General features: G+C 44.0%; 9 protein-coding genes. 1 reads left to right on the top strand and 8 read right to left on the bottom strand.

Features of this window, described 5'->3' with window-relative positions; genetic code table 11:
• Window positions 1–11 precede the first annotated feature (11 nt).
• The 5 genes from recD to L1271_RS09140 form a co-directional block, all read right to left on the bottom strand.
• Window positions 12–1,889 carry an exodeoxyribonuclease V subunit alpha gene (gene recD / locus L1271_RS09160; protein ID WP_235367653.1) on the bottom strand — a complete coding sequence of 626 codons (1,878 nt, stop codon included), beginning with the start codon at window positions 1,887–1,889 and terminating at the stop codon, window positions 12–14.
• The gene (gene recB / locus L1271_RS09155) at window positions 1,886–5,422 is read right to left on the bottom strand and encodes an exodeoxyribonuclease V subunit beta (protein ID WP_235367652.1); all 3,537 of its coding nucleotides are present in this window, start codon (window positions 5,420–5,422) and stop codon (window positions 1,886–1,888) included. Before recB ends, recD begins: the two co-directional genes overlap by 4 nt.
• Window positions 5,409–8,666, bottom strand: a complete 3,258-nt coding sequence (recC, locus tag L1271_RS09150; RefSeq protein WP_235367651.1) for an exodeoxyribonuclease V subunit gamma — start codon at window positions 8,664–8,666, stop codon at window positions 5,409–5,411. The genes recB and recC overlap by 14 nt, the downstream gene beginning before the upstream one ends.
• Before the next feature lie 287 nt (window positions 8,667–8,953).
• A complete protein-coding gene (locus L1271_RS09145; RefSeq protein WP_010605111.1) occupies window positions 8,954–9,979 on the bottom strand; it encodes a GGDEF domain-containing protein in 1,026 nt (341 codons plus the stop codon).
• Between the two features lie 305 nt (window positions 9,980–10,284).
• Complete coding sequence (locus L1271_RS09140; protein WP_235367649.1) at window positions 10,285–11,325, bottom strand: alkene reductase; 1,041 nt, start codon at window positions 11,323–11,325, stop codon at window positions 10,285–10,287.
• A 156-nt stretch (window positions 11,326–11,481) separates the two neighbouring features.
• On the opposite strand from L1271_RS09140, the gene L1271_RS09135 reads away from it, so the two are divergent.
• The gene (locus L1271_RS09135) at window positions 11,482–12,060 is read left to right on the top strand and encodes a TetR/AcrR family transcriptional regulator (RefSeq protein WP_010605113.1); all 579 of its coding nucleotides are present in this window, start codon (window positions 11,482–11,484) and stop codon (window positions 12,058–12,060) included.
• Here the strand turns inward: L1271_RS09135 and L1271_RS09130 are convergent.
• From L1271_RS09130 to L1271_RS09120, 3 genes are all read right to left on the bottom strand, one after another.
• On the bottom strand, window positions 12,057–12,872 hold the full coding sequence (locus L1271_RS09130; RefSeq protein ID WP_235367646.1) for a hypothetical protein: 816 nt from the start codon (window positions 12,870–12,872) through the stop codon (window positions 12,057–12,059). The two genes, L1271_RS09135 and L1271_RS09130, sit on opposite strands and share 4 nt — an antisense overlap.
• Before the next feature lie 137 nt (window positions 12,873–13,009).
• Window positions 13,010–13,411 carry a hypothetical protein gene (locus L1271_RS09125; RefSeq protein WP_235367644.1) on the bottom strand — a complete coding sequence of 134 codons (402 nt, stop codon included), beginning with the start codon at window positions 13,409–13,411 and terminating at the stop codon, window positions 13,010–13,012.
• A gap of 82 nt (window positions 13,412–13,493) precedes the next feature.
• On the bottom strand, window positions 13,494–14,009 hold the full coding sequence (locus L1271_RS09120) for a hypothetical protein (protein ID WP_235367643.1): 516 nt from the start codon (window positions 14,007–14,009) through the stop codon (window positions 13,494–13,496).
• Window positions 14,010–14,113: the final 104 nt, after the last annotated feature.

Below are 14,113 nucleotides of genomic sequence, written 5' to 3'. Positions count from 1 at the left end.
CAAAAAATTCATTATTTTGATAGCCGACTTCGCAAACCACTACTGCGACTTACACTTCGATTCATACCCTGCACTATCACTTTATATTGCGCCACCAATTCAAACTGCTGTTTAGCTCGGGTTATCCCAGTATAAATAAGCTGGCGATTTATCCCCTGCTGCGCACGTTGAATGGGTGGTAGTATCATTGCCGTGTAAGCAAACTCAGAGCCTTGCGATTTGTGGATCGTCATCACGTATACTCTATCAAAGCTCGGCAATCTGGCAGGATAAAAGCGCCTAACGCAGCCCTGTTCATCAATAAATGATGCCTGTAGCTCACCCTGTTCGTCGCGTAAAATGATCCCGATATCGCCGTTAAACAGTTTCAGCTGGTAATCATTTTGGGTGATCATAATGGGCATACCAACGTAAAACCGTCCTGTCGGTTGCACTAATCCCATTTGACTAAGCTTGAGCTCTATTCTGCGATTTAATTCGTTCACACCGTAAGGCCCTTCTCTCACGGCCGCAAGCAATTGATAACTGGCAAACTCGCTATGAATGATGGCTTCACTCTCACCATGATGAATGGCAAGCAGGTATCGCTGGTATTGCTCCGCCGCTCTGGCAATTAAGGCATTGTAGGTTTCACTATTTAATTCATGATGCTGTATATCGCTAAAACCTTGCCCCAGCACGCTGTCTAATTGCCGCTTATTGTTACTATTTACGGCAAATGCTAACTGACCTATCCCACTTCGACTGTCAAAACGGTGACTTTTTTGTAAAAACGCCAGATTATCTTCCAACATAAAGTCAGCGCTGGTATCACCCGACTCAGGCAGGTTTTGTTTACTCAACTCAGCTAGCTTTGCTTTCAGTGCCTGACTGTAATGTGGTGCTTGTCCAAGCGTTAAGTTTTCACATAGATCGCTGAGTACGTTACCGGTATCTACCGATGCGAGCTGATCTTTATCGCCGAGCAAAATAAGCCGTGCATGTTTTGGTAGTGCATCCACCAGCTTCGCCATAAGCGATAAGTCCACCATGGATGCTTCGTCAACAATCAGCACATCAACATGCAGCGGGTTATCTTGATTGTGACGATAGTGAACGCTATTAGGAATAACGCCTAATAAGCGATGAATAGTTTGCGCCTGCTCCGGCAGTAAGTCGGCAAGCGCTGGCGGCAGGTTTAACCTCGCTTTCGCACCAATAATTGACTCACTGAGCCTCGCAGCCGCTTTGCCGGTTGGCGCCACTAGCTTGATGGTCAACGGCGCACTGTTATAAAGCGATTGTAAAATCGCAAGCAGTTTTGTGACCGTCGTGGTTTTTCCCGTACCGGGGCCGCCCGTGATGACACAAAATCGCTTAATGATAGCAAGCGTACAAGCCACTTTTTGCCAATCAATGTCTTCTTCACTGGCTGGAAAAAACGATGCCAACAGTGCACCCAGTTTTGCTTCGTCCAGCGTTACATCGGCTTTCGCCAACATTTCAAAGTGTCCCGCAAGCCTTGCTTCATAATTTGCTAATCTCGCCAAGTAGAGCTTATCAGCGTATAGCCGAAGCGGCTTATCTTCACCGACCGCAGGATGCTGTGCGAGCGCAGCAACGGCTATACCTGTGCTTGAAAATGGCGACAACTTTACAGATTCATCCGCAATCGCGTAGCTGAGCTCAAACGGATCCTGAAAATTAATACTGTCTAACTCTAAACAACTATGCTGACGTCCATGAGCGATTAATAATAGTAAAAATACATAGAAGTAATCGTCGTAGCCTTGCTGATTCAACAACTTGGCTAACGCGATATCGGCTTTACCAACTCGTTTGTGTTCAAGCAATAGCGCCTTGAAACCGTGATGGTCAAATGCCTCAAAGTCCATACTTAACTGGCTCATACAGACTCCTCAAATAATGCATCTAATTCTAATACCTGCTTTACGCTTAACTGATTGAAGAAAATCCCCTGATTGTCCGGTAATGCACGTAAGAACAAATAGTAGTTTCCACCTAAATGCTGCTCAGGGTTATAGTCCACGAGGCGCTGCTTTAACAAGCGGTGAAGTGCCACGGTATAAATCATATACTGTAAATGATACTGATGAGACGACATCGCAGCATTGAGGTTATCGTAGTGATAATCTTCTGGGCTATCGCCAAGGTAGTTGGACTTGTAATCGAGAACAAAAAACTGTCCTTGCCACTTGAAGATTAAATCAATAAACCCTTTCAACATGCCTGTCACATCATCAAAGTTTAAAAACGACTTTTGTCCAGTAATGTCACTGAGGATCTTGTTCAGCTTCACCGCACTGAGTGGTTTTAGTGGCAAGTAAAACTCCATTTCAACAATGCAGTCGTCCGGTGGCAGCACACCAAGTTGTAAATGAGGATGTGGCGCAAGAGATGCAGCCAAGCAGCTTGTTATCCAACGCTCAGCTGTCTCTTGCCATTCAGTCGCGATACCGAACTTATCCAAAGATTTAGTGACCGCTTCGGTCAGGGTATACTTATCTTCGTTTTTGGGGGAATGCGGCGCGGTAAAATCTATAAGCTCAAAGATTTCGTGCAAACAGCTGCCCGGCTTGGCCCCCTTAGGAAAAGTATAAGAGGTTTTTTCCCGCTCTTGGCGCTGCTCAGGCAAGTCCAGTAAATGGTTTTCGTCCACGGCCCCGGTTGGTTTATCACCATGATGCGTGTGGTAGCTTAGCTGGCTAAAGCTTGTGGTACGCCAATGTCGTTCAACCTGACCGCTGAAGGTTTTCGCAGACAGAGCTAAAGGCTTGTCTTCAAGTCTGGTGTTTATCGCTTGCTGTGGCGTGGTGATTTCATCTAATCTTACACATTCCATTGCCGCATGTGCTTTACATAACTGGCTTAAGGCACTTTGCCAAGCCTCGGCACTGTCGAAAGTTTCCGTGCCAAACAAGGCAAATCCTAAGGCCGTTTTGTGCAGTGCAGACTTTTTACTACGCCCTTGTTGAATGTCGTAAAGCCCAAGCTCGCAATAATGCACCGCTCGCGTCAGCGCAACGTAAAGTAAGCGAATATCCTCAGCCAGTCGTTCTTGCTCTGCTTTTTCTTTCGCGTCATCACTGGCTTCAAGGTCGACAACTAACTTATCCCCTTGGTGATAAACTAACGTATCAGGCTCACGAAACCCAAGTGCAAATGGCATAAAGACAATCGGATACTCCAAACCTTTTGATGCGTGCATGGTCACAATTTTCACCAAATTGGCATCGCTCTCTAAGCGAATTTGGCTGCTGCCACTCTGAGCATTATTTAGCTGCGATAAAAACCAACGTAACACACGACCCGTGCCATCAAGCTCTAATTGCTTATGCTGTAAAAGCTCAGCCAAATGACGGAAGTCAGTAAGCCAACGCTCCACTTCCATTCCCTGCTGCTGCCAAATCACTGGCAGCTCACAAGTTATCAATAAGTGTTCCAGCATCGCCATTGCACCAGAGCGATACCACAGCTGTGTTAACTCACTAAATAGCTGCAAATAACCTTGCCACTGCTGTTCATTAAACTGCAAGTCGTACAGTGCTTGGTTGTTTAAATAAAATAATGGTCCCGCAAGCACGCCTCTGAGCGCCGCTTCGTCGTAACTCCCGTGCAGTACATCAAGCAGTTGATACAACGCGATTGCTAGCGGCTGCCTAAATACACTATCTCTGGCAAGGTATACACTGGCAATATCGAGTTGATTTAAGGCTCGTTTTATCAAGCTCGCTTCTATGCGGTCGCGAACTAACACACAGATATCCGCTGGCACAACTGGGTTTTCGCCAATCTTCGCAACCCCCGACCGCCCTTGCTCGATAAGCGCTGCAACTCGACCAGCGAATGCTTGGCTTAGCCGCGCTTGCGCGGCGCTTTTGTTAAGCGCTTCATCCTCACTTGGTAATACACTAAAGCGCAGAGCTGACGACTTTTTAGACGCGATAGTAAATTGCGCATCCTCGGCTTTACCTTGCGCGCTCACCTCAATGAAAGGGATATCTTTGTTGTAGATAAAACTATTGGGGTGACGAGTAAATATCGTATTCACTGCGGCAACCACGTCACTATCGGAGCGATAATTGGTTGCAAGCGTATACTGCCTGTCTTGCGCGACTCCTTGCTTTGCACCGATATAAGTAAAAATATCCGCCCCGCGAAAGCCGTAAATGGCTTGTTTTGGGTCGCCTATCAAGGTTAATGCCGTATTTTCCTTTGCGTAAACTCGGCTGAAGATCCCATATTGTATGGGATCGGTATCCTGAAACTCATCTATCATAGCAACCGGATATTGCAGTGCGATTTTTTCGGCTAAGCGCTCACCACTATCGCCCATCAGCGCTTGATACAGCTGCTTAAGTAAATCGTCGGGAGAGATCAAGCCATATTCTTCTTTGTGGGCGTGAAGCAAAGCTCTTACCTCAGTCACCGCTTGTTGCACTAACGCGATTTTAAGCCCACTCCCGACCAATTGGTGGAGCTCTGCCAAGGTATCAAAGTGACGAATAAGTTCGTGCTCCAGCGGCGTTGTATTCTTTTTATATTGAGCAACATCAGCAAGGCTTTCACTGCCCCAAAGTCCAAACGAGTGATTGCTGCTACCAAACTCAAACCACCACTGCTCACTGTTGACATAATTTTCAAGAGCTTGAAGGTTATCCTTTCGCCCTGGTGCACGATTGCCTGCCAGCCCCGATTTTTTCAACACATTGATGTAGTCAGTTTTGACTATTTCGGCCTTTAGCCACAGTGCTAATGTTTGGTATTTTTCACGTGCGGCAAACACTGCATCTAAGGAAACAGAGGGTTTAATTTCGGCATTTTCTCTTGCTAATAACGGTCTAACTTGCTTCGCCAGTGCATAAGGCGTAGCAAATTGCTCTATCACAGCCTGTGTTTTTTCTGTGTCTAGCGGGTAGACAAAACGTCGCCAATGATCTGCCATCGCGGCATCAATCAGCTCGCTCTCATCGAGAATAAATTCGAGGTTAAATGCCACCTTAGACTCAAAAGCGTGTTGCTTCAGCATTCTTTGGCAAAAGCCATGAATGGTGAATATCGCGGCCTCATCCATTGACTTAGCGGCAGCATCAAGGAGATCAAAGGCGCGCTTTTTATCTTCAATTTGCGCCAAAATGGCATTGATCAGTTCATCTTTACAGACTTCACCTAGTAGCACGTCTCGAGCTTGAATAATGCGTTTTCTCACTCGGTCTTTGATCTCTTGTGTTGCCGCTTCTGTGAAAGTTACCACTAAGATTTGTTCAACGCTTAACGGCTCATGTTGTTGATCAGAAGTGCGCAAGCCTAGTAAATAACGCAGATATAAACCGGTGATGGTGTAAGTTTTCCCCGTGCCTGCACTGGCTTCAATTAGGTTTTGGCCACTTAAAGGCATAGTAATGGGGTTAAGCATCTCCATGACGTACCTCCTCAGCGGCATTAAGAATAGGTGTTAACAAAGTAAGGCTAAGTGCGCAAAAACGCGCTTCATGAGCTGACAAATCGCTAAAGCATAGTTGAACATAGGGATCTTCTCCCTCTCCTCGACCAACATATTGCGGCTTAAATTTATATGCGGCCTTTTTAATATCCTGTGTCTTGGCGTATTCCATGCTAGAACTTGGGAAAAATGCCACAGGTTCGCTCAGCGCTTGTTTATAAAAAGCCAGCCACTGCTCCAAATATTGCTGAGCTTGTGGTTGTGAAATAGCGGTAAAGTGCACGCTTTGATCTAGCCCAACAATATAAGTCGTGACTTCATGCCCCATTACGCAAGCCGCGCAGTGATGTAAAAACCCTTTAATTAAATCTTTCGCTTTAATACTGGCGCTGCGATAGTACACTTGCCTGTTTTCATACACACAATCAAGCCAGCCAACCAGCAAATGCTCTGCAATACCAAGTTTTAGCTCTAGAGGCTCCTTTGCTTCATTAAGCAAAGGCGTTAGTACCTTAACCATAGGTTCAACGCGGGTCAGCAGCCCCTCTAGCTGTAGTTTGCCGATGTTCGCTTGTGGCAGCGAGCCTCGTTGTAAAATCTGTTCAAGATTTAAGGACCGTTGTTGTAGCTGAGCATCCAGCACTTCATCTAAATATTGATAGCGCTCCAATGCATCTAAGGCGAAAGGCTCTTCATCAAGTGTTAACGCTTCTATTGGTTTGAGTTTAATGCCCAGCGCTTGCTGATAAAATAACTTTTGCGGCTCGCAAACGCCTCGCAGCAAATCGCTAAACTCAATTTCTGCGTCTAAAACTGGTACTAACGGTTTTACCTCATCAGCATGCGCCGCCCTATGCTGCCAAAGCCAAGTACGATTGTAGCTCTGTAGTGAGCCCGCTTTAAAATGTTCGGGATTAAAAGGTTGTAATGGCAGCTGTGAAGTTAATCGAGTGACTAAAGACTGCTTTGGCATGTCTTCGAAGTAAAAGCTGCGATCTAAATATTCTGTCAATTCGCTGACTAAAACGGATGGCACTTGGGCTTCGTTGTTAAAACAAGAGCGGCCAATATAACTGATATACAAGTTTTCTCGAGCACTGAGTAAGGCTTCTAAGAACAAGTATCTGTCGTCTAGTTTTCGTGAGCGATCGCCTTTACGTCTCGTGGAGTGTGCGACTAAATCAAAACCAATAGGCTGCACGGTACGAGGATAGTCCGCGTCATTTAGACCAAGCATACACACCACTTTAAATGGAATAGCACGCATCGGCATCAGCGTACAAAAGTTTACCGCTCCGGCTAAAAAGCGCTGCCCAACCCCTTTTTCTCTGACGCCTTGCTTAACCAAATACGCTAATATTTTTGCTGAGACTGGCGCTTGAATATCGCCATTTTCATGGTGTTTTTCGATATTCTCTATAATCTGCTCAAGCTTAAGTAAATCCCAACTCTGTTCAGATTCTGACGAGTAAAATAGCGCCATGGCTTCACGTAGAATTGCTGCGAAGTTCGTTAAGGTCTTTTCGCTGCTGAGTTGTAGTTTTAACCAAATCAGCGCATCAACAAAGCCGATAAGCTTGTTAAGTACCGCCACCGACATACCTTCGACTTCATCAGCAGGATAAATGGAAGCGAACGGCGTCTGTTCATCGTTTGTTGCAACCCCTAAGAGCAAACGGTTGAGTCCATGCTGCCACGTATTTAGTGGTATTTTTGGCAAGCCATATTCGCTTTTATGGCTGTCGTTTAGGCCCCATTTAACACTGACCTGATCAAGCCAATAGCGAATTAAGTCAAACTCATGGCTTTCAAGGTTAAACTGTTCGGCGATCGGCGCAACGCCCAGCAAATCGAGAATATCCGACACGCAAAAACGGTTATTGGGTAAGTCTGTCAACGTCACAAAAGACGTTAAAATAGGCCGCTCTTGCTCAATTGCAAGATCAGAAATCGCATAGGGGATCCGCAGATTGTCTTCACTACTGTCAAACACAGCTTTAATAAATGGCGAATAGGTGCCCACATCAGGCATCATGACGATAATGTCTTTAGGCGTCAGACTAGGGTTTTGTTCAAACTGATTGAGTAAATAATCATGGAGCCGCTCGACCTCACGCAGTGGCGTATGGCAATCCTGAAAAACGATACTGGTATCATCGGCCATAATGGGTAACTTGCCCTGCTGCGAAACAAACCAATTTGGATCAGCAGTTAACGACTCTCCTTTAAATGCCAACTGGTAGATCTCTTGCTGAACCTGACCAAGCAGACTGTCATCAAACGCGTCATCAAATCCATCAATCCAACTGGCATCAAGCTGCAATAATTGCTCAAAATAGTCACGCCCGAGCTTTCCCCATGAAGAGAGTAGTGGATTGCCAACGTAATAATACTCGCCGTCTTTCGCTTCGAGCTCTGGCATTTTGGCGTATTTTGCGGCGACTTTAGCTCGAGTCTTCTCATCGACTAAATCTCCCCAGTAGTGTTCACTAGGGTTAAAAAAGAATAAAAATACATTCGTTTTTTGGCCAAGCGCTTGAAAAATATCAAGTTGGCTGGTTGATATTGCCGACAATCCAAATATACAGATCCGCTCGGGAAGCTTGCCCCTTGGTGCATTGGCCAGCCCTTGCAGTAACTTATCGTGCATGTTGGCACGGTGATATGGACTTTGTTCAAGCGCTTCAACATGGCTAACTAAGCGACGCCAGAGATCAGGCTGCCAAGGCGCGATGGCTTCAACATCCACATCGTTCAGCGTATCTTGGCCCTGATCCCAAAGCTCAATCCACTGGGGGCGATACATTAAATATTGGTCAAAAACGTCGGCAATTTTTTCACACAACGCAAAGAGTTTAATTCCTGAAGGGTCGTCACCTAAATAGTGCTTAAGCGCAATATATTGAGGCTTATCAATGCAGCCGGGTAATAGCGTAAATAGTTTCCAAGTCATATTGCCTTTATTAAAAGCGGATTCCTTGGGAACATCATCAATGAAATTTTGATATAGCTTCCAAATGAAGCTAGATGGTAATGGAAAGTCGACTTGTGCACTTATCCCTAAGTGTTGACTCATGCCTAGTTTGAGCCATTCAGACATACCAGGAGATTGTACTAACACCACTTCTTTTGCAAAAGGATTTGCGAGCGGTGCCGATTTCATGAGTGTGCAGAGTTGTGCCTGCAAGATTTCCATTCGATTCGATTGGATGATGTGTAACATGTTGTCTGCCATGCAGTTTAACGCTGTATTAAGTGTATCGGAATCTTCCTATAAGCGGTAGTTATTGAAGTTATTGCGAGTGCGCTTGAGTAGAAAATCAACAACCGCCGCTTCTCAGAAACACTTTTATACCTATTTAACCTGAGTTTCGTATAATTAATGCCTTTCTAGCAGAAAGTTTTAGCGCTAACTACATTGCATTCACTTGTTCTAAATGAGAAGTTTTTAACACAGCTAGCGTCAGATTTAATCCCTCAAATTGAGCACCTTATTAAACCAAATTGGTATTAGAACAAATCTATATCAGAGCTCTCTTCCGGCGCTTCAATTTTATGCTCAGACAGCAACGCTTCGTAAAAACAAAGCATATCGCGACCGTTATCTTTTGCGTAATAAAGTGCTTTGTCGGCATTTTCAAGCACAGTGATAGGGAAATCATATGGACTAATGCGAGACATTCCAACACTGACGGTGAGCTTTTTTACGAATGGAAAGTGAGTATTTCGTACCAACTCCATAAACTCGTCCATCTTAGCTTTTATCGAATCGTAATCGGTTGGCTCAAAGACCAGTACAAATTCTTCGCCACCGAAGCGAAACAATAAGTCTGTGGATCGAAAAAACTGACGCATACGCTGCGCTAATAACAGTAAAACTTCATCTCCGCATACATGTCCATAGTTATCGTTGACTTTTTTGAAGTGATCGATATCCATGATAGCAAGCCACGAGGTTGCGCCTTTATGCACCGAGCGCACATCACCATGCCATACCGTTTTGTGTTGTTTGATAACTTGCTTTTCAATCAGTTGCTTTAAACGTTTTTCAAAGGTTTGACGGTTCAGTAGTCCGGTGAGTTTATCACGCTCGTTTTCGTGAAGAATGGTGAGATAATTTTCAAAAATGCGGCAAAATGCATTAAGTAGTACTTGATCTGCACTCGACAAGCCCGTACTGATAACTGCTATTGCACCAACCGGCTTTTCCTGAAGGCTGATTGGCACCCAACGATGCTCAGTGCCATCTTTCGCTTGTACCGTAATGATACAGGCCGACTGCAAGCAAGAAATTAATTCCTTATCTGGCTCTTTAACTAGGCTTCGCTCTTCCCAATCAAATTCCTTATCGGAGAGTTTTCTTAAGAGCAGGCTTCTCTCTATCGCGATCTCTCCAGGAACGAGCAAGTCCTTATAGACAGCGACCTCTTTACAGCCTATGAACTCTTGAATAGTAGATACTAAGCTATATTCAAGAGAATCAACGTCTCTCGTTTTTGTTATTTTGATAACGGAATTTAGTAAATCTTCTTGCATGTCCGACGCACTCACAACTGCATTGCTGGCATATTATTACACACTTAGCGAACAAATAAACTCCAAAGTACTCCTTTATTCCTATCAATGTTAAAAAATAAGCTACAATCCAGTTGATTATTAATTAGCAAATACTTGAGGGTTAAACACTTAACTGCTCTCAAGCTTAATTGATAAAGATGACAACTTTTGCATCAAAAGTTTTCGCTTTACCACTGACGCCTGATTTAAGCTTATGCAATGTACAAAAAAATGCCAAACTTAAGTGTTTGGCATTGCTATAAATCCATACTTATGGATTGGTTTTAGTCTAATGTTGCAAGCATAGACTCATCATACTCTTTCACGGCTTGACCAGCTTGCACCTTCTCCACATAATCAGGATTAGCAATAAACGGCCTACCAATGGCTAATAAGTCAAATTGTTGGTTTTGGATAGCCTCAGCACCTGATTCAGCCGTATAACTCCCCACACCTACTAACGTCCCTTTATAAATGCTGCGTAAGTAAGCTGAAGCACTGCCGCCCAAATAATCAAACTCCATTGCATCGTCGAAAATACCGAGATGCAGATAGGCTAAGTTGCGACTGTTTAACGCTTTAAGTAGGTAGTCAAATACCGCTCTGTCTCTTTGGTCGCCATCCATATTGAAGTAAGCACCCGGTGACACTCTCAGACCCACTCTGTCGGCACCAATACGCTCAGCGATAGCATCTGTCACCTCCAAAGCAAATCGGCTCATATTTTCTGGTGTTTGACCATACTCATCGGTACGCTGATTCGCAGCGTAATGTAAAAACTGGTCAATTAAATAACCATTGGCACCGTGAATTTCAACCCCATCAAAACCTGCTTTTATCGCGTTTGCTGCCGCTTGGGCATAGTCGGCAATGAGTTTTGTAATATCTTCCTTCGTCGCTGCTTTTGGCGTTTGGTAGGTTAAATCACGCATTCTTGGAATTGAACCTTCGATACCAATAGCCGACGGTGCTAAAACTTCTCCGTCAAAAAAGTACGGGTGCGCAACACGCCCAACGTGCCACAATTGCGCAAACATTTTCCCCCCCTCAGCGTGTACAGCATCGGTTACTTTTTTCCACCCTGCAATTTGTGCTTGTGTAAACAAACCTGGTGTATTCGGGTAGCCTTGCCCATCAGGACGAATAATCGTCGCTTCACTAATGATTAATCCTGCTTTGGCTCGCTTAGCATAGTACTTCACCATGTCATAGGTAGGAACTAAATCGTCGTCTGCCATACAGCGCGTCAATGGCGCCATCAAGATGCGATTATTGAGTGATATCGTGTTATTTAGCTTAACATTTTCAAAAAGTACCTGTGGCATGCGTGTCTCTCCATATTTGAATATACATTCAAGATATGGATTCTTGAATCATTATTCAAGTTAAACCTTTACATTTTTTTCATTGTTATCAAAAATAGGGGTGAAGTATTGGTATAATGACGGCGTTTAAACCCATTTGGTGCACCTAGGAAATCGATGAGAACAGCAGAGTTTGATAGAGAAACCGTACTGAGAAATGCCATGCAAGCATTTATGACTTATGGCTACAATAAAACCAGTATGCCCAAACTGACCGAAGTAACCGGACTCCATCCTGGTTCTATCTACTGTGCGTTCAAAAATAAAAAAGGTTTGCTATTAGCCGCTATAGATCAATATCAAGCAGACCGACGAGTGCATTATCAACAGCTGTTCGAAAACAGCACTAGCCTTCGCTGCGCACTTGAGCGATTCTTACAAGATCTCGTCGGTGAGTGTTTGGGCGACGAGTCAAAGAAAGTGTGTTTGCTCACCAAAACGCTTAATGAAATTGGCGAGCAGGATGCGGAAATTCAAACGGCACTCAGCGCTAACTTGCACCAATTTGAATCACTGATCAGGCAACAATTTTTAATGGTTTGGCCCGATAGTGAAGCATTAAGTGAAGATGAAGCCACAAAGAGAGCGCGTTTTTTCATTATGTCTGTATATGGTATCCGAACTTATGCAGCGACTCAGTGCGACAGCTCACACCTAAATGCGCTGGCGGATAGGTTATTGGAAGTCTCTATTTAAAGCCGAGAGCTTTGAGCTTGGCTAAACTGCTGTTTAAACGTATCGTGTAAACTCTTGTCTATGAATTCGAGATGCCAATTAATAAAGCGCTCGTCCACCGTCAAGCCCGCCAATACAGAATTAACCGCCGCTAAAAACCCGCGTGTAACGGGTGTATCCCAACAAGCGATATGCCCAGTAATAAATGGAGCAAAACCACTAATCGCAATTGGTACGGGTTTTTCTGATGCGTCTTTCGCGTGGTATGTAATAACCGAGGGATATTCAAGCAGCAACTCAAAGCGCTTGCTCATCAACATAGAATACATTTGTGCTTCGTTTTCGCTGCCTTCTTTCACGTAGAGCTGATCTGGTGGAGTCTGCTGTATCATGGCATCGGCAATATCACCATATGAGCGCTCTTTTTCTACGCCCAACAACCATTTGGGATGACTCGTTAACAATGCTTCTAGGTTTTGCTCGGTTTGTGCAGAAGACAATTGCGCGGAAGGTGCAGCAAAAACTTGTAGCCCTAAAAAGTAAGTGGTCGGCTCAGAAAATAGTAATGTTTTACTGCGCGCTTTATTCACAACTAAGTTTCTAACGCACTCCCCTTCACCACCTGCAATATTTTTAAGCGCACGATCAACACTGGCATCAGACTGTGTAATCTCAAACTGAGTTAATTGGCTTTGCAGATAGGAAAATACACGACTCTCAGTGAGGACACCTTGAGAAGGGTTATTGTAAATTGTGATTGCTTGCGGCTGGGGCTGAGCGATTGAATAGCTACAACAAAGTAGCAAACCAGATAGTATGCCAAGTCTATTCATTGATACTTCCTTTTATTTCCCGTTGATACTTCCCACAGTAGTCTATTTTATACTGCAAATTATATCGTTGGAACAGATTCAAAATAAGTAAAACTGCAATTCGTCCTTTTCCGGATGTTTTCACACAACCATTTTATTTACTTTCGATACTTTTCATAGAAAGAGTCAATTGAGCATTCAAATAGCGCTTTTATATGATTTTTAGCCTCTGGAATTGAGACAAGCTTAAAATCGACGGAAACAGATTTACCACCAAATAGTCCAAAAGTAGCTGGCTTAGACACAACATCCAAAGTCAGTAATCCGCTGTTATTTTCTATTGGTGTCAATTGGTAAGAGGCGCACTTACCACCTTCATCGCCAAGTATAAAAAAGAACCCGCCACCTTCCCCTAGTGCCTCAAACAATTCCAATTCTTTGTCCCAAGGGTAATGATCAATAACATCCCAAGCCTCACGATAAGATTGTAATTCTTTTTCATAATTGATGAGCTCAGTGCCACCGTCACGGTGTTGATAATAGACTTTAACTCGTCTCATTAAATTTTCCTTATCCACTAACATCACATTTTTTGAGAATTTGCTGCCGTAGAAAAACCTTCAGCAGCTTAGTTGACATACTCTACATTTGCGCCGCAAATACGTCATGTATTTTCTCTCGCGTTAGTTGGTTGAAATCACCGTCATGATAGTTTTCGACATATTCAATAAAGGCGCTTGGAGTGATAGTAATAGCTGACAGAAGCCAGCTCGAACCGTCATCTTCATCATTATTAAACTCTACAGCTCCCCAAGACCAAGTCGCTTCATTATCAAGTCGCCAAATGCAAAACGTGACCTCTTCTATTTCGAAAGCCTCGTCATTCAGTACTTCCAACAGCTCTGTTGGCGCTCCCTCGTACATCCCAAGCCGTACACCGTACTCTTCTTGAGCATGAGGGCTAACTTCCGACTCATGATCGAACCCCTTGATAAGGATCGACTCGTCTTTGATCACAACAACAATATTGTCGCCGCCCCCATTTTCGTAAGTCGCGATATCAATACCAGAGGCCCAATTTTCGGTATAAGTAAAACAGCGCAAATACTCATCATCAGAGATTTCAATATCTAATGCCGCACTGGCCTTAAGAGCCAACTTCAATTCCTTATTTGATATTTTGTTGAGTTCCATCTTTTTTCTCTATGTTGGAGGTGAGTTATTATGTAATTTAGCACTTTCTAAGGTCTAAATTATGATGA

The organism is Pseudoalteromonas sp. OF5H-5 (assembly GCF_021530695.1).
Lineage (GTDB): Bacteria > Pseudomonadota > Gammaproteobacteria > Enterobacterales > Alteromonadaceae > Pseudoalteromonas.
This window is presented reverse-complemented; position numbering and strand designations above follow the sequence as displayed.